Genomic DNA, 16,533 nt, shown 5'->3' on the forward strand with positions numbered 1-16,533 from the left:
ATTATTAACAAATTTTTATATCTGATTTGTTCAGCAGTTTCGCACCGGGAACTAGACTTGTCGGAAAATAACGATAAAAATGTCTGGTAGTACTGATAAATATAGTTTACAGCCATTTTAATTAAAATTTATCAAAATGCTAGGTGCATAAGGTTTCAAGGATTTCTGGTCTTATTTCCCGGTAACTCTATTATTATCCAGCCAAAACAATTCAAAATTCAAAATTATCAATTCAAAATTAATACCCCACGCATAAATGCGAGGGCTTGAATATCGATACTACGTGTTTGATTTTTTCATAATTGAAATTAGGGACTTGTATCCCAAATGAATCAATTCCAAATTTCTTTCCTATTAATTTTGAATTCAAAAAGTGGTCATCAGGAATGGGGAGCATATTTTCCGGTGTTGTAGAGTTTCTTGTTCTTGACTAATAAATTTCGTCTTCTTCATCTACCCAATCTTCATCCCCTAGAAGTTGACTGTAAACCTTAGTAGCTTGAGATATTTTTAGGTTGTGAGCTGCTGTCACACAATTTCTTGGTTGCCAGCCAATGAGGGTGTATCTTCGGTGTAAATATCTGACAGCATCTTTGGAGTCATTAATTACTGGAATATCTTCTTTAATGTATTTTCGCAATTGGACTCCTAAACGAATTGCCTCCATTTCATAATTGTGAAAGTAGGGTTCTTCAACATCAGGTGTAGAAATCAGTAATCCTCTCACCCAGGCGTGATTTTTATAGATAGCCTTCGCTACAACTAAATTGACTTGTTTTGGTGTCCAGTTGCTCCTTTGTAGAACTTTATCTATTGCTGATTCATCGTCTAAATTTATATCTACATTAGATTCTGAAAGTATTTCCGAGATATCTGTATTTTCTAGGAACAGTTCGTACCACTCTTGAAAAGTTTCGGGACTAAACAGTTTTCTGGCTTCTTCAAATGAAATTTTCTCCCATCCCGCATCTGTAACTATTTCATTACCAGTAGGAGCAATGAACAGATTCTCTTCTTCTAGCATCCAAGGGAAGGATGTATTGTGATGTTTTCTCTTTCGTTTACCCATTGAACAACTTCATGCCATTGCAATGTATACGACAAGCGGCCTAAGCGTCTACGCACTCAACTCTAAGCTATCGTTGATTATTTGGTAGGCTTCTTTACCAAGGGACAACTTTTGTTTGTAACAGTACGTATATCAGAGAAATAATGCATTACTTTATACTTATTTTAGGCATGGTATCACCCACAGAAATCATCCACGCGGATATCACGCCACATATCAGACACTTGCCAGCCAGAGTTACCCACGGAGCGCAGAGGGCGATATTCGGGTATGTATGCAGATTCAGGTACTTCGATATATGCGGGTGGTATGGGTTCAACTACTGGTTCTGACTCAACTAGGGGTTGAGGAACTTGGATCTCAGGTTGAACAATTTTGTCTTCTGTTGTTGGGTTTACTTCTATTTTCTTGCGAACTGGTTTTTCAACCTTTTTTATAAGCCGACGCATATCCATAGTTAGCATCAGGTAAATACAAAGCAGGATCTCTGAGGATAGCAAATTAGAACTCAATTCGAGTGCTGTGTATGAGTTCCATTTAGACGCTGGTTAATATTACCTTCGCTTGCAATTTTCCTGTAGTACGTTGTTTACTCGTAGAAGCGGGAATATTGCACTATAGTCTGTAGTATTGTACTAAGAATCTAAGAGCAAAAACTAGAAAAGCGAGTTTAACTATTTACGTGATGACTTATATAACATCTTCCAGATGGAGATAGAATGAACACTATTAATGGGACGGGCATTGAATGGTAACTTTATAGTAAAAGTACTGCCTTTGCCGAATTCACTTTGCACATCTATGCTGCCGTGATGTGAGTGAACAATTGCTTGAACAATGGCTAGTCCCAAACCAGAACCACCAGTATTACGAGAGCGATCGCTATTCACCCGATAAAAGCGATCGTAAATTCGAGTCAGTTCCTTCTTTGGGATACCAATACCCGTATCATGAACCCGAATCACAGCATGATGGTCACTGCAACCCAGGGAAACCGTAACCTTCCCGGATTTGGGTGTATACTGAATTGCATTGACAATTAAATTAGAAACCAAACGGTAAAGCTGGTCACTATCACCGACAATATTTACTGGCTCATTTACCTTTATCCTAGATTGCAGCATTACACCTGCCGCAATTGCCATCGCTTCAAATTCCTCGACTAAATCGTTGACAATATCATTTAAACAACATTCTTCTAGTTGTACTGGTAGGTGTTGTCTATCCAAACGAGCCAATAATAATAAATCTACAACCAAAGTAATAAGTCGCTGATTCTGACGGTGGATAGTTCGCAGAATGTCCCTCGTTTCTTCTTCGTCCATCTGCGACATTAAAAGCGCTGATTCCACCGTTGCCCCTGTTGCAGCCAAAGGCGTTCGCAATTCGTGTGCAGCATCTGCTGTAAACTGTTGAATTTGTCGATAAGATTGATAAATTGGTTGCATAGCTAAACCAGCCAACCACCAACTAGCAACTGCAACCATACCCATTGCGATCGGCAATCCCAAACCTAAACTTAATTTCACACTATCCAGATAACGATTAAATTCTTCAAGACTTCGCCCCACTTGCATATAGCCCCAATCCCCATTATCTGGGGTGTGTAGCACTAAGGAATTTTGGTGGTAATCATTGCCTTTGCTGTCTTTGAGAAATGACCATTTTTCATTGCTGAAGACATTAGACAGTCCTTCTGGATAATTACCAGCAGTAGCAATTAAGCGTCCTGAAGTATCAAAAAAACGTACATAGTAGTGATCTTTATTAACTACACCAAGAAAATGACGTTTAGTATCTGACTGCTGTTGAGTGCAGCTGGCTCCAATTCTACATAGATTTATATTTGGGGATAGCTCCTGTATAACGGGTTCCAAACTCCCAGGTTGCCTGAGCTTAAATTCAATACTGTCATGCAGTGTTCCCGCTACAGACTCAATTTCACTGTCTAAAGCTACTACATGGGCACGGAAAACAGCTCTGTAGACACCGAAAGCACAAACGCTTAAAATTGAACCCATGACGAGGGCATACCACAGAGCTAAACGAACACGAGTTCCTCGAAACAGTTTATTTTGATTCATTAGTCAGATTCAGACGATATCCCATACCGTGTAAAGTTTCAATCGGGTTGGCGCAGTCGAAGCAGGCTAGCTTGCGACGCAACAAACGTACTTGCGCTGCTACCACATTGCTAGCAGGTTCTGCACTCACTTCCCAAAGCTGATTGCGAATCTGTTCAGTGGTAACAATTTGATTTGGGTGCTTCATAAAATATTCCACCAGTTGGAATTCCTTATTAGTTAAAGAAATTTCCTGTTTTTCCCCCGTAGTATTTTGACCGACAACTGTACTATTGCTGTAATCTAGAGTAAAGTTACCAACGGTTAGTTGTTGAGGTTGTAAGTGGGGATAACGCCGCTGCAATGCCCGCAACCTTGCCAGTAATTCTGCCATTCCAAAAGGCTTAACCAAGTAATCATCAGCACCCGCATCTAAACCAGCAACTTTATCTTCCATGCTATCTCTAGCTGTGAGCATCAAGATAGGCAAAGAATTTCCTTTTAAACGCAGCCTTTTACACAATTCCAAACCAGTAAATCCTGGGAGCATCCAATCTAAAATCGCCACTGTATATTGTGCCGAACTATTTTCTAAATATGCCCATGCTTCATTACCATCCATTACCCAGTCAACTAAATACTTTTGCTGCTTCAGCGTTCGCTTAATAGCAGACCCCAAATCTGGCTCATCTTCTACTAGCAGTACCCGCATATCAAATTGAAAAGTTAGAGGTTCGTAGCAATTCTGTGAAATCAGCATAGTTAATAACAGGGTTATCCCTTAGAAACAGATTGACAGAAGTTTATGAAATTAGGATGAAATTCTGAGTTATTAAATCATGTATACAAGCAAGCTATCTAAGACTATAAACAGATGCTACAGCCTTGGGAGTAGATAATCTATAAGAAAAACTCAGTACATTCCATTGCTCAATTGGTGTGAGTGATACTCAGTTAGAGAAAGTAACAAGTCTAACTAATTGCAAGAGGTCTACTAAGTTATTTTTTATTCTGGCAGGTAATGATGAAATCAAGATGAAATATTAAGCCAGATCATAAAACAAAGCAAACGCATCTAAAATATGAAAATATTTTAATAACAAGGGTTTGAGCATTTGCTTATTGAGGCTACTTTTTCATCAAGATTATTACTCAGCAAGAGGTTCATAAATTACCTACGTTGCCCTGGATCACAAAGTTTTTAATTCCACTTAAAATAAATTAGTAAGATTTGAAATTATTAATAATTAATATTTGAAAATTGGATTTAATAAATAAAAAAGCTCTTAATATTAACTTATTTGTAAATTAAATGTTAAGAGCTTTTTTTTTTGAATCATGCTAAGTTTAAAAATTTACCTGAAATCTAGCTACACCTATAGGTATTTCTGCATTAATGCCAACAAGATTAGCAGATAAACGGTAGACAGGGCCATTACCAAGAAATGGTTGTTTGACATTCTTGATATGAATCTTTAGCTTAGTATTAGGAACAATTGGTTCGGCAAAAGCTAGCAGTATAGTTTTGCCATTTACAGTAACATTAGTATTAATTTTTCGACCATTCTCTTCGTTTATAACGACATCATTACTATCATCACTCCACCTGACAGTAGTTGGAACTTGAATTTTTAACTGTGAAACACTCTTGCTATTTTTGGGAACGTGTACTCGCAAAGTATGTCTAACAGGCATCCAGCGAGTCTGAGGAAATTGATAGTTACCATCAACATGAGGAACATTACCATCTTCTTCATTGGCACTTGCATAGTTGGCAGGAATTAAAAGTGCAGCAGCTAGAGTAGATATAGCAACGTAAAATAGCACTTTCTTCATGTTTACTCCTCACTTAATTATTAACGTCAGCAAATCAAAATGAACCTGTGATAAATCAATACGGAACACTCTGGTAAAACTAAAATTAACTACCTTCTACGTTTCTTGCTTTTCACAATCTGAAAAAAGATTAAGTGTAAAAGTTTTAATTTGTTACACTCTTACACTTCGTAATACCAACATTTTCAAAAGTTTCCATGAAAAGTTAGTCTACGGTTACACGTTAATTAAAGGAAGTTAGAAAAATTACCGTTAACTTGTTTACCGTTTGAAGTTCAAAAGGTATATTACCTTTATTGATCAGTTTGGCAGGTCTAAATGAAATCAAGATGAAATTTATGATGAATGTCAAAATTTAAGGATTAAAATGTAGGGAATTGAGCTGTACCAACGGGAATCTCTATTTCACTACCAACAACCTTCGCTGAAAAGTGGTATACAGAAGCTGGGCCTGTCACTGGTTGTTGAACTTGATTAAAATTAACTAAGAGTTTAGTGTTAGAAATAACCTTTTCAGGGAAATCTATAATAATATCTTTGCCATTGACGGAAATATTAGTATTAATTTTCTGACCATTCGCGTCGAAGACATCAATGTCATTACTCACTGCTACAGTAGATGGAGTTTCAATAATAAGTTGGAAAAGAGGGTTGTTGTTTTGAGGGATGTTTAACCGAAAAGTATGTTTGACAAGCCGCCAACTATTAGTAGGATATTGCAAATTATTTTCAATATTAGTCTCTTTGGCACTTGCATGGCTAAAGGAAATGAAAGCTGTAGTGGCAAGAGCAAACACTGTACCTGTGTAAATCAATGTTTTCTTCATCTGGAATTTATAAGTAAATATTATGTAAAATAAGCTACATATTTTTGCTTATTGAATGAACCTTTACATTATGAGTTTGACAGGCCACGATGAAATCAAGATGAAATTTTGGCTAGTTTTAGAAAAATTAAAGCAATTCCCAATTCAGTGAGGTACAGAATCAATCTTTTTAAACGCAGAGGAAAGCGCAGAAGCAATATGATACTCTCCATCTTCCTCACAAATTCCTAACTCATATTTTATTTCCCGACAGCTCTATTTATTGCTCTCTTCAAAGACTTAATGGAGACATCCAAACATGAGTTTGACTGAAAAACTTCAATCCGTATTTGTCATCATTGCCATCTTAATTGGACTGATACTGGGACAAATCAAATGGGTTGAGGAAAACGCTGTATCTTTGATTGTTCCATCCTTGATGGTCATGCTCTATGGGGTATTTCTAAATATTCCACTTAATCGTTTAGGTCAGGCATTTCAAAACTACAAGATGACCGGACTTATTTTGGGAATGAACTTTATTTGGACACCTGTTTTTGTTTGGGGATTGGGAGCTATTTTCCTACGGGACTCTCCCGATCTTTGGGTTGGGCTAATTATGCTGATGGTCACACCTTGTACTGACTGGTATCTCATTTTTACAGGGATTGCCAAAGGAAATGTTGCTTTAGCTACAGCCTTCCTTCCTTGGAATATGATCTTGCAAGTGGTTCTCCTACCCGTCTATCTGTTAGTTTTTGTTGGAAAAATGGTGCAGATTGATACAGCAATTTTTATCGAAAGCATTGTACTGGTTTTAGTTATTCCTATGCTTTTAGCGTTTATCGCTAAGTGGTTAATACCAAAGGTAAACGGGTTTTGGCGTGAAATTCCACTGAAAATAGCAGCAGGGCAAACGCTATTTCTGTGCTTGGCAATTACAGCGGTATTTGCCTCGCAGGGGCAAACCCTAATTCAGCGTCTAGATGTGCTGCTAAAAACGTTACCACCTATCCTTATTTTCTATGGAATTACCTTTTTGCTGACTCAAGTAATCTCACAATTCGGCAACTTTAGTTATGAAGATTTTGCTTGTTTCAGTTGTACAACACTTGCGCGCAATTCACCCCTTGCATTAGCGATCGCTACATCTGTTTTTCCTGATCGTCCTTTGATTACCCTTGTTTTGGCTATTGAACCACTTATCGAACTGCCTGTCATGGTGCTAGTCTCCCAGTTGTTGCTCTTTCTGCGTCGTAAAGGGCGGTATTCTCAGATGGAGAAATAGCTAAATTGGCGTTACGATTGTATATTCAGCTTGACGTTTAAAGCGAATAGTTTAATATTATAAAGAGTCGTAGCATTAGGAACACAGGTTTTTCCCTGGAAGACCCCTCAAATCTAGGAATAATACTTGGTGGTTCTGATGCGAATGGGCAAGCTTTATTGAGAAAGACGAATTACTAGTCTATCTAGCTAAGAGTGTAGCCGTTACTAAATATCTAACAATTGGCTTAAACTAGGTTATCAGGAGCGAAAGGACATTGGTAACTTGGATCGCCTGTCTCCACCTGAATAGTTGGATGTTCAATGCTAAAATTATCGTGAAGCTCGCGGACTACCCGTGCTAAAAAAGTATCACCCGGATAACCTGCTGGTATGACAAGGTGAACAGTGAGTGCTGTTTCTGTAGTACTCATTGCCCAAATATGTAGGTCGTGAACTTGAGCTACGCCAGGGAGTTCAGTTAGATAAGTACGGACAGCCAAAGGTTTTATTCCTGCTGGTACAGCATCTGTAATCAAATTCAAGGATTCCTGCAAAAGTCCCCAAGTGCCAGCTACAATCACCACAGTAACAATCAAACTCACCGCTGGATCAAACCACAGCCAACCTGTAGCAATAATTGCAATACCAGCTAGTACAACCCCTACAGATACCACAGCATCTGCAACTAGATGTAAGAATGCGCCTCTGATGTTCAAGTCACTTTTACGCCCCGACAAGAACATCAAAGCACTTACTGTATTAATGAAAATTCCTATAGCTGCTACTGTAATTACTATTCCTCCTGCTACCGGAGCAGGTTCACGAAACCGTTGAATTGCTTCCCAGCCAATACCGCCAGAAACAACTAGGAGAAAAGCGGCGTTTAAAAGCGCAGCCAAAATTGAGGTGCGACGCAGCCCGTAGGTGCGACGTGATGTCGGGCGACGACGGACGAGGATGCTTGCGCCCCAAGCAAGTAGTAAACCCAAAACATCACTCAAATTGTGACCCGCATCGGCAATCAAGGCAAGGGAGTTAGCAACAATGCCATAGGTTGCCTCAATGAGGACAAAACCAGTGTTTAGGGCAACACTGATAACAAAAGCGCGGTTGTAATTACTGCCACCGTGATCGTGTCCGTGACTATGATTGTGAGACATGACTATCAGCTTTTAAAAAATAAAATAGGATTTCTATATCTCTCTTCTATCTTAATAACAGGAATTATCCTAGTTTTGAACTTTGCCTATTAACATACAAGCAGTTGATTATCGTTTTTTATCAAATTAGGGACAGTAGTTAAATGATGAATTGAAGAAGAAGTCAGAAGTCAGAATTCAGGAGTCAGAATCACAATCGGTTAGGGATTCAGACCCCAACCAATTGTAGACACCGTGCAGACGATGGGGTTTTAAACCCGTTTATTCATCCGCCAGTCGCACAGAATTCAATTCTGTTAGCGGTAGCGGGGCGTTTAGCCCATTCTGACTCCTGAATTCTGTTTGATAAACTCATTTGAAACAGAACTGTCCCGCAAGCAAGACAAACTCGCTATTGATTAAAATTAAACCGACCGTTTAGCTTTTCACCGCCGACATCCGCAGTAATTTTCACCTGATATTGACCAGTTGCTTGTTCTGATACTTCTGCTTCGTAAAGTTTACCATCAGCGTTGTACGCAAGAGGTACCGACTTTTGCTTCCCATCTGGTAGTTGAATTGCAGCTGTCACTTGAGCATTAGAAACTACCTCATGCTTCTCGCCTTTTTTCAAATAAAAATCTAAATGAGTTCCTTTATCTTCTTTTTCTGTGACTAACTCTAAATGATATTGACCTGATTCAACAACTTGGCCACCATGTGAATGTTCTTTACCTTCTTGTGATTCATCGTGTTTATGAGAATGGTCTTTCTCATTATGTTCTTTGGATGAATCACCTGATTTAGTAGGTTCGGTTTTTGAGGTATTTGCTGCTGTGTTTGTAGTAGATTCTGTGTTACTATTTGAATTATTTTCTTGGCTTCCACCATTACAAGCTCCCAAGAAAAGTAATCCTATACTTGTAAAAGCAACCAAACCTAATTTTAATGATTTCATGGGTTCACTCCTCATCACTTGTTAATAATTAAAACACAATTTGGTATCTGAACAGTTAGCAAAAACATAGAAAAATATTCCTAAATACCAATTTACACGCATTACAGCTACAAATCATTCCTCCTTTGCCGCCTGCTCCCTTGCTGCCCATTTGTAGCAATTTGAAAGTGAAATGGTACAAACCAGTTAACAACGAGCAGGTAAAGGGTAGGGCATTATCATCCCTAGAAAATATGAGGTTGTTACCTCATACAGTTGAACCTTGGGTAAGTTCAATATTTTGTATTGGTGTGGTCTTTTTCGGAATCAGAAACTTACGAAACTGCACATAGCAAGCCGGAAGCACCAGCAGAGTTAAAGCAGTTGAGGTAAATAAACCACCTAACACCACAACAGCTAATGGCTGAAGAATTTCTTTTCCAGCTTCACTACCAATTACCAAAGGCACCATACTGCGTGCTTGTTGCAACCGCTCCGTCACCGCTTCGCGGGTGCGATAAATGTCCGTATCCCAACTGAAGGTGGCTCTTACAGCAGAGGAAGAGCGTAAAGCTTCAAGTCCAAGAGTTCCGTTTATTGTACTTTCTATAGGACGAGTCACCAGCGACTCCGCTTCCTCTGGCGCTAAACCAGGGGCTTCGGTCTGAATTTCGACTTGAGGCGGAGAAAAGCTGGGAAACACGTCCAGTGGCATTTGTGTAAGGACACGAAAGCCCCAAACAGATATGAGGATGGAAGCAATAACTACTAGCCCGCGTTGAGCGATCGACCATTTAACAATAGAATTAAGCATTTTTAAACGTGTTAAGGGATGTCTGCTTGCTGTGCAGCTAAGTAAGTTTAAAGATCAAGTACTTTACCTACTCTCCCAAATGAAGATGAAATTGAGATGAAATTTTTAGGGACAACAGGTGGAAATTTCAGGTTAGCAATTGTTACTAAACCATCAACAGTCAATCCAATTCGCAATTGCTAATTCCAATGGGAATCCAGCAGAAGATTGTAATCACGATTTAGCTCAAACAGCAGAAGCCTCACAACCCACTCTTAGGGTTGTGAGATGAATGCGTGGGAATGGGGAGATATGGTAATTAATGTATTTTGGCGCAGCCAGAACCATTAATCACCATGTCGAGCCATGACCTATATTCATTCTGAACTGTTTTTATTCTCGATATATTCTTTAAGCTTTGAAATTGTGACTCCACCGCAGCTAGCAATAAAATAAGATCCGTTTCAAAATGCATCTTTCCAAAAGAACTTTTCTAAATGTTCTGTATATTCTTGACGTAACCTGCGCGAAGTTAGTGATTTGACATTGTTGACGAGTTTACTAATTTGTAAGTCTGCGTGGTATTGAAATAGCAGATGTACATGATATTCTTCTCCATTGAACTCCACTAACTTGCAATCCTACTTTTCGAGCAAGTCAACCAAATATTTTATAGTCGTTTTAATATTTCTAGAGTAAAGGCTTTGCGCCTATATTTTGTCGTCAAAACTAAGTGGGCTTTTAAATCACTTACCGAACGACCAATGGAAGTCAAAATCATTCTTCATTAACAAGAAAAATATCATGGTATGATTAGTGTAGCTTTAAATGATAACACCCATTTAGCTAATAGGATGAAAGTAACCTACCAGTATCGACTAGAGGCAGAATCAAATCAAAAACTAATCCTTAATGAATGGCTGAGAATTTGTCGGTACTGGTATAACCGCCAATTGGGTGAACGCTTCTCTTGGTGGGAAAATAACCGTCATGCTGTAAATAGTTGTCCAATCTTTGTAACCAGACTCCCTGAGTTGCTAGACCGACCTAGCTACTACAGTCAGAAGCTCCAGCTACCAGTCATCAAAAAAGACTTGAGCATTGTACAATGGTCAGGCGAGTTGCTTGATTTCAAAAGTGTAGATTCAACTATCCTGCAAGATGTTTGCAAGCGAGTTGATAAAGCTTTTGAGCGTTTTCTGATTGGGGATTTTAGCGGTAAACGTTCTGGGAAACCACGTTTCAAAACTGAGGCAAGTTTTAAAACTATAACGTTTGCAACAGCTAACAATGAATGGATAAAACTAATTCGCAAAAATTGGCTATATATTCGTTTGCCCAAATTGGGTATATTCAAGGTTCGGATGCACCGACCTATACCTGACGGATTTACTATTAAACAAATTGGCGTTACAAAAAAGGCTGATGGCTGGTACATTCAGATGGTACTAGAAAATGTATCTGTACCAAATCAAATCACTGATATTATTCCCAGTTGGAACAACTCAATGGGAATTGATGCTGTGTTGCAAGGCGATGACTATCTTGCAACTTCAGAAGGCGAAAAACTCTCATCTTTAAAACCATTACGCCAGAATCAAGCCAAGTTAAACCGCATTTCTATTAAACGAAATAAATGCAAGCGGGGATCTAAGTCTCGGCGTAAGTTGGCAAAACGCGAAGGTAAACAGCATCAGAAAATTGCTAGAAGTCGTAAAGACTTTCAGTACAAAACTGCTCACAAAATTGTGAGAACTGGGAAGAAGTATTTTTTCTATGAAGATTTGAACCTCAAGGGGTTAACTCGACGTAATAAAACCAAACAGGATGAGGATGGAAAATATTTTCCTAATGGGCAGTCTGCTAAGTCAGGATTAAATAAATCGTGGGCTGACGGTGCTTTTGGGCAATTCTTTGAAATATTACAACGCATAGCCGAAAAAGCTGGTGCTGTAGCAATTTCACAGAACCCACAATACACTTCAATGATTCTCAGCTACCGCAATGATATTGTTTTCACTGATTGCGGTATCAGAGAATATTGGGATGACCAAAATACTTTGATGGTTGACCGTGATATTAACGCCGCCGTCAACTTGAAAAGACTAGGGTTGGGCATTTTCCCTAGTATAAAACGCCGTAGTGGGAATCTGAACATAGTTGGAACTATGGATGATAGTACCACGGAGGAAATCCTTCATACCCTTCATCGGGCTGCTGGAAGCCTGCACTATAACCGTTTCGGTTCAGTGTAGGAGATGTCACGGCTGAATCTGCTGAAGGAGAGCTTGTGTTTGCTGATACCGAAGAGTATCTCCTTGCTGTTGAAACAGACTTGCAGCTTGCTCTAAATCATTAATGGCATTTTTGCGATCGCCTAAAGCATATTCAGCAAGTCCTCGGTTGCCGTAGGCATCAGCTAAGTTGGGGTTGATTTGTAATGCTTGGTTAAAATCTGCGATCGCCAGTTTATGATTTCCCTGTCTATAATTCAAAAAGCCCCTATTGTAGTAAGCATCTACAGACTTCGGATCAATTCTAAGTACCTGGTTAAAGTCGGTAATAGCCGCTTCAATGCTTCCTAGTTCCGCATGAGCAGTTCCTCGACCGTTGTAAGCATCTGTATGGTTGGGGTTGAGTCGCAGTGCTTGATCAAAGTCGCTAACGGCTGCTTTAAAGTCTTTTAATTGAGACTTTGCTAAACCTCTAAGGCAAAAACCTTCGTAGTATCGGGGATTTAACTGTACTACCCGACTAAAATCTTCTATTGCGCCGTTGAAGTTACCTTGCTCAAGCTTTTGCACTCCCTGATTATGGTATTCCTGAAAATTCATCTGTTGGATGCGCGTTGGTGCTTCTTGTGCAGCATGGACAGCAACAGGTATTCCACTCAGTACGCTAGTTGTTATTCCTAAGACGGTAGCAGCTTTGCGAATATAGTTCATAGCTTGACTTTCTCCTTGATAGATATATCAAGACAGATGCACGGGATTGTTCTCGACTAGATCCATCCTAAGCGGTTTCAAGAAACTTAGAGATTGAAACCCAGCCAATAGGCGTGAAAGTGGCTGCCATACACGGCATTTTTTACTTTGCCAAATGGAGGCGATCGCTACTCTCATCCCGCAGCTCATGATAAGTCTACATCTCTACGTCACCGTATTTTGCTAATGCCATATAGGACTCATATTTGATTTTTGAAAAATCAAATTGGCTAGAAGCTTGCCATACAAAGGTTTGTTTCTCAGTAGGTTTAATAAAATTTAAGTATAATTCCTATATACTTGGTAAATATTTTTATATATGCCATTGTTGGTTCATTTTACTTATCTAAATGTTCTGCCAAAGAGCAATATAAATTGATGATGTGATTGTCAGCCAAACTGTAATAAACATTTTTACCTTCTCGACGATAACTGACTAAACGCATCGCTTTTAATAATCGCAATTGATGAGAAACAGCTGATTCCGTCATTTTCATCAATGCAGCTAAATCACAAACACATAATTCTTGGAAGGCCAAAGCTGATATCAGTCGCAGACGATTCGGATCTCCAAGTATTCCAAAGACTTCTGCCATTTGTTTTGCCTTGTCTATAGACAAGATTTGTGTTTGAATTGACCGCACATTATCCAGATGCACCAAATGGGTATCACACTTTGGTACGCCTGCATTCTGAAGCAATTCCAACTGTTCTTCGCTTTGGCGCTTGTTCATGGCATTAAGTATAGGCAATGGTTATCACTTTCAATTTTAACTAAAATTAAACTATTGTACAGTTGAACATCTATTCAATTGTTGTATTAGAATATTGGCAGTTAACCTTTTCGCCTTGGTTGTAAAGCTGCCATGACTCAAACTCCTTCCCTCAAAACCCAAACTTTGCAAATTGGTGGTATGGACTGCGGAAGCTGCGCCAAGACGATTGAAGTCGGTTTGCAGCAGTTAAATGGTGTTACAGAAGTAAAAGTAAACTTTACGACAGGCAAAGCCAGGGTTTCCTATAACCCAGAAGTCTTGAGTGAAAAGACTATCTATGACCAAATTAGAAGTTTGGGTTATACGGTTGAACAGAGTCATGACCATAACGTCGATGTAACTCCTGTGAAAACGCTACAACTACAAATCGGCGGGATGGATTGTGGCAGTTGTGCCAAGACGATTGAGGCTGGGGTGCAGAAGATAATAGGCGTAAAAGAAGCATCGGTCAGCTTTGCAAGCGTTCGTTTGCAAGTATCCTATGACCCGCAACTGGTAAATGAGACGGCAATTTCTGACCAGATTAAAAGTTTGGGTTATACAGTTGAGAAGGGTGTTGAGGCAAGTTCCCATCATCATACTGATTCTTGCGATGGCGAAACGCCTGCCGTAGGCGATCGTGACTACGAACACCAACATGAAAAGCCAATAAACAAGCCAAAACAAAAGTCAGACCTGGCAAGCTGGAGATTCTGGATTGAAAATCGCCGGGGGCAGAGTGTCATACTTGCAGGTATAGGCTTAGTTTTGGGCTTAATTTCTCAAAATCTAGCGCTACCTATTTGGATAGCACGGGCTTTCTATGGCATCGGCATAGTAATTGCTGGCTATCCGATCGCACGGGCTGGTTTGTTTGAATTGCGCTTGCGCCGCGCCGATATGAATCTGCTGATGACGATTTCAGTAATCGGGGCTGTAATTTTAGGGGACTGGTTTGAAGGGGCGCTAGTCGTCTTTTTGTTCACTTTGGGTACAACACTGCAAGTTTTCACCTTTGGTCGCACTCGCAATGCCATTCGCTCTCTGATGGATTTGACTCCGCCCACTGCTACCGTCAAGCGGAATGGTCAGGAGGTGACAGTTTCCGTCGAAAGTATTCAGCTAGGTGAAACTTTAACAATTCGACCAGGACAGCGTGTGGCCTTGGATGGTGTAGTTGTTTCTGGCGCAAGCGCCATCGATCAGTCTCCAATTACAGGAGAATCAATTCCAGCAGATAAAGCTCCAGGTGATAATGTTTTTGCTGGGACACTGAATCAGACAGGCTTTTTAGAAGTCAAAGTTACTCACACTGCTAGCGATACAACTGTTGCCAAAATTATTAATCTTGTGGAACAAGCTCAAGAAAGCCGCGCACCCTCGCAGCAGTGGGTGGATAAGTTTGCACAGGTCTACACACCGATAGTCATTTTAGGAGCGATCGCCATTGCTTTAATACCAACCTTGGCATTTGCTCAATCGTTCAACGTCTGGCTTTACCGGGCACTAGTAATGCTAGTAATAGCCTGCCCCTGTGCTTTAGTAATTTCTACTCCTGTCTCGATTGTTAGCGCCATTGGTGCAGCAACTCGTAAGGGCGTTTTGTTCAAAGGGGGTAATGCGCTGGAAACGGCTGGACGTTTGACTACTTTTGCTTTTGATAAAACTGGTACGATTACGCAAGGACTACCCGTTGTACAGAAGGTTTATGACCTTGGCAAGGTAAGCGCGAACATGGTATTACTGATTGCAGCTTCAGTTGAGCAACAGTCTGAGCATCCTCTCTCCAAGGCAATTGTAGCCAAGGCTCACGATCAAGGGATGGAGTTAGAAACACCTATTAACTTTACTGCACTACCTGGGAAAGGGATTCAGGCGAACTTTAAGGAACAGTTATACTTCATAGGCAATCAACGGTTGTTTTTAGACCAAGGTATTCGCTTATCTGGTGAAGCTGAATATTTGTTAGCTTCTATTGAACAACTCGGTCAAATTCCGGTGCTGGTAGGAACAAATGAAGGGTTATTAGGAGCGATCGCACTCTCTGATGGTATTCGCTTGGAAGCGACGGAAGCCCTGCGACAGTTGAAGCGGGTTGGATTAAAGCGATTAGTAATGCTAACGGGCGATCGTACTGCCGTTGCTCTTCAGATTGCCCAGCAAGTTGGAATTACAGAGTACCGGGCAGAACTGCTACCAAAAGATAAACTTGAAGAAATTCAACTTCTGCGTCAAACAGGAGTTGTAGGTATGGTTGGAGATGGTATTAACGATGCTCCTGCGCTTGCTGCTGCGGATATTAGTTTTGCAGTTGGTGGAATAGATATTGCTCTGGAGACAGCAGATGTCGTGATCGTAGGAAGTGATCTGAGACGACTTGCTTATGCAGTAGAACTCAGCCGTCGCACTGTATCTGTAATTCAACAGAATGTTGTCTTTTCTTTAGTAACAAAAGGTTTGTTTCTGCTATTAGGAACCTTTGGGTTTGTTGGGTTAGCTGTAGCTGTTTTAGCAGATACAGGGACTTCCTTATTAGTTACTGCAAATGGAATGCGGCTATTTAGAACCAAGGCTGTCAAGGATTAATATTAGCGGGTGATGCTGCAAAGCAGCCGCTACGCGAACGCCATAATTAAAGATACAGCAGTTTTCGTTTGTATGAAGTACAAATTTACAGGTTGTGAGGCATGAGGCAGAAAGTTTGTATATTTGATTTTGAGTTCTGCATTTATACTTCACTTACTTGCAAACCTACTCTCAACCTCGTAAACAGGAAGATTCGCCTGCATTACAGCCTGGGGTGATGCTAGGGAAGCTGACATCTTGTGCCATTGCTACTAGCGAGACTTTTTATGCTAATTTACCTTTATTAATAACTCCAG

14 protein-coding genes and 2 pseudogenes are annotated in these 16,533 nt (G+C 40.0%); 3 read left to right on the forward strand and 13 right to left on the reverse strand.

What is annotated here, in order from left to right; all coding sequences use genetic code 11:
- Positions 1-430: 430 nt before the first annotated feature.
- The 6 genes from RMY63_RS11005 to RMY63_RS11030 all read right to left on the reverse strand — a co-directional run bounded on the left by RMY63_RS11005 (position 431) and on the right by RMY63_RS11030 (position 5,795).
- Positions 431-1,069 carry a hypothetical protein gene (locus RMY63_RS11005; RefSeq protein ID WP_322728738.1) on the reverse strand — a complete coding sequence of 213 codons (639 nt, stop codon included), beginning with the start codon at positions 1,067-1,069 and terminating at the stop codon, positions 431-433.
- Positions 1,070-1,245: 176 nt separating this feature from the next.
- Entirely contained in the window at positions 1,246-1,518 is a 273-nt protein-coding gene (locus RMY63_RS11010) for a hypothetical protein (protein ID WP_322728739.1), read from the reverse strand.
- A 225-nt stretch (positions 1,519-1,743) separates the two neighbouring features.
- The gene (gene rppB, locus RMY63_RS11015; RefSeq protein WP_322728740.1) at positions 1,744-3,153 is read right to left on the reverse strand and encodes a two-component system sensor histidine kinase RppB; all 1,410 of its coding nucleotides are present in this window, start codon (positions 3,151-3,153) and stop codon (positions 1,744-1,746) included.
- The gene (rppA, locus tag RMY63_RS11020) at positions 3,140-3,892 is read right to left on the reverse strand and encodes a two-component system response regulator RppA (protein WP_322728741.1); all 753 of its coding nucleotides are present in this window, start codon (positions 3,890-3,892) and stop codon (positions 3,140-3,142) included. Before rppA ends, rppB begins: the two co-directional genes overlap by 14 nt.
- A 587-nt stretch (positions 3,893-4,479) precedes the next feature.
- Positions 4,480-4,968 (reverse strand): DUF2808 domain-containing protein, encoded by a 489-nt coding sequence (locus RMY63_RS11025; protein WP_322728742.1) that lies wholly within the window; start codon positions 4,966-4,968, stop codon positions 4,480-4,482.
- Positions 4,969-5,330: 362 nt separating this feature from the next.
- Positions 5,331-5,795: a hypothetical protein gene (locus tag RMY63_RS11030; protein ID WP_322728743.1), complete on the reverse strand. Its 465-nt coding sequence runs from the start codon at positions 5,793-5,795 to the stop codon at positions 5,331-5,333.
- A 298-nt stretch (positions 5,796-6,093) separates the two neighbouring features.
- On the opposite strand from RMY63_RS11030, the gene RMY63_RS11035 reads away from it, so the two are divergent.
- Positions 6,094-7,062: a bile acid:sodium symporter gene (locus RMY63_RS11035; protein ID WP_322728744.1), complete on the forward strand. Its 969-nt coding sequence runs from the start codon at positions 6,094-6,096 to the stop codon at positions 7,060-7,062.
- 226 nt (positions 7,063-7,288) lie between these two features.
- On the opposite strand, the gene RMY63_RS11040 is transcribed toward RMY63_RS11035, so the two are convergent.
- The 5 genes and pseudogenes from RMY63_RS11040 to tnpA all read right to left on the reverse strand — a co-directional run bounded on the left by RMY63_RS11040 (position 7,289) and on the right by tnpA (position 10,700).
- Positions 7,289-8,203, reverse strand: coding sequence for a cation diffusion facilitator family transporter (locus RMY63_RS11040; RefSeq protein ID WP_322728745.1), 915 nt, complete (start codon positions 8,201-8,203; stop codon positions 7,289-7,291).
- A 391-nt stretch (positions 8,204-8,594) separates the two neighbouring features.
- Complete coding sequence (locus tag RMY63_RS11045) at positions 8,595-9,140, reverse strand: hypothetical protein (protein WP_322728746.1); 546 nt, start codon at positions 9,138-9,140, stop codon at positions 8,595-8,597.
- Between the two features lie 247 nt (positions 9,141-9,387).
- Positions 9,388-9,591: an efflux RND transporter permease subunit gene (locus RMY63_RS11050; protein ID WP_322728862.1), complete on the reverse strand. Its 204-nt coding sequence runs from the start codon at positions 9,589-9,591 to the stop codon at positions 9,388-9,390.
- Positions 9,583-9,933, reverse strand: a pseudogene (locus tag RMY63_RS11055) (efflux RND transporter permease subunit); the annotation flags it as partial. The gene RMY63_RS11050 and the pseudogene RMY63_RS11055, both read right to left, overlap by 9 nt.
- A gap of 356 nt (positions 9,934-10,289) precedes the next feature.
- Positions 10,290-10,700: pseudogene (tnpA, locus tag RMY63_RS11060) on the reverse strand (IS200/IS605 family transposase).
- Between the two features lie 21 nt (positions 10,701-10,721).
- Here tnpA and RMY63_RS11065 point away from each other — a divergent pair.
- Positions 10,722-12,167, forward strand: a complete 1,446-nt coding sequence (locus RMY63_RS11065; RefSeq protein ID WP_322728747.1) for a transposase — start codon at positions 10,722-10,724, stop codon at positions 12,165-12,167.
- Between the two features lie 6 nt (positions 12,168-12,173).
- Here the strand turns inward: RMY63_RS11065 and RMY63_RS11070 are convergent, their stop codons facing one another.
- Both RMY63_RS11070 and RMY63_RS11075 read right to left on the reverse strand, forming a co-directional pair.
- Positions 12,174-12,857 (reverse strand): tetratricopeptide repeat protein, encoded by a 684-nt coding sequence (locus tag RMY63_RS11070; protein ID WP_322728748.1) that lies wholly within the window; start codon positions 12,855-12,857, stop codon positions 12,174-12,176.
- 377 nt (positions 12,858-13,234) lie between these two features.
- Positions 13,235-13,630 carry a metalloregulator ArsR/SmtB family transcription factor gene (locus RMY63_RS11075; RefSeq protein ID WP_322728749.1) on the reverse strand — a complete coding sequence of 132 codons (396 nt, stop codon included), beginning with the start codon at positions 13,628-13,630 and terminating at the stop codon, positions 13,235-13,237.
- A gap of 132 nt (positions 13,631-13,762) precedes the next feature.
- On the opposite strand from RMY63_RS11075, the gene RMY63_RS11080 reads away from it, so the two are divergent.
- Positions 13,763-16,237, forward strand: a complete 2,475-nt coding sequence (locus tag RMY63_RS11080) for a heavy metal translocating P-type ATPase (protein WP_322728750.1) — start codon at positions 13,763-13,765, stop codon at positions 16,235-16,237.
- The last annotated feature ends 296 nt before the right edge of the window (positions 16,238-16,533 follow it).

Origin of the sequence: Nostoc sp. ChiQUE01b (genome assembly GCF_034531255.1) — a bacterium.
GTDB lineage: Bacteria > Cyanobacteriota > Cyanobacteriia > Cyanobacteriales > Nostocaceae > Nostoc.

What these genes read in the sequence shown, in the direction of transcription:
- RMY63_RS11050 (WP_322728862.1), bottom strand. Translation starts at nt 9,591, where the DNA reads ATGGTGCCTTTGGTAATTGGTAGTGAAGCTGGAAAAGAAATTCTTCAG.
- RMY63_RS11005 (WP_322728738.1), bottom strand. Translation starts at nt 1,069, where the DNA reads ATGGGTAAACGAAAGAGAAAACATCACAATACATCCTTCCCTTGGATG.
- rppA (WP_322728741.1), bottom strand. Translation starts at nt 3,892, where the DNA reads ATGCTGATTTCACAGAATTGCTACGAACCTCTAACTTTTCAATTTGAT.
- RMY63_RS11045 (WP_322728746.1), bottom strand. Translation starts at nt 9,140, where the DNA reads ATGAAATCATTAAAATTAGGTTTGGTTGCTTTTACAAGTATAGGATTA.
- RMY63_RS11080 (WP_322728750.1), top strand. Translation starts at nt 13,763, where the DNA reads ATGACTCAAACTCCTTCCCTCAAAACCCAAACTTTGCAAATTGGTGGT.
- RMY63_RS11030 (WP_322728743.1), bottom strand. Translation starts at nt 5,795, where the DNA reads ATGAAGAAAACATTGATTTACACAGGTACAGTGTTTGCTCTTGCCACT.
- RMY63_RS11025 (WP_322728742.1), bottom strand. Translation starts at nt 4,968, where the DNA reads ATGAAGAAAGTGCTATTTTACGTTGCTATATCTACTCTAGCTGCTGCA.
- RMY63_RS11070 (WP_322728748.1), bottom strand. Translation starts at nt 12,857, where the DNA reads ATGAACTATATTCGCAAAGCTGCTACCGTCTTAGGAATAACAACTAGC.
- RMY63_RS11035 (WP_322728744.1), top strand. Translation starts at nt 6,094, where the DNA reads ATGAGTTTGACTGAAAAACTTCAATCCGTATTTGTCATCATTGCCATC.
- RMY63_RS11010 (WP_322728739.1), bottom strand. Translation starts at nt 1,518, where the DNA reads ATGCGTCGGCTTATAAAAAAGGTTGAAAAACCAGTTCGCAAGAAAATA.
- RMY63_RS11075 (WP_322728749.1), bottom strand. Translation starts at nt 13,630, where the DNA reads ATGAACAAGCGCCAAAGCGAAGAACAGTTGGAATTGCTTCAGAATGCA.
- RMY63_RS11040 (WP_322728745.1), bottom strand. Translation starts at nt 8,203, where the DNA reads ATGTCTCACAATCATAGTCACGGACACGATCACGGTGGCAGTAATTAC.
- rppB (WP_322728740.1), bottom strand. Translation starts at nt 3,153, where the DNA reads ATGAATCAAAATAAACTGTTTCGAGGAACTCGTGTTCGTTTAGCTCTG.
- RMY63_RS11065 (WP_322728747.1), top strand. Translation starts at nt 10,722, where the DNA reads ATGATTAGTGTAGCTTTAAATGATAACACCCATTTAGCTAATAGGATG.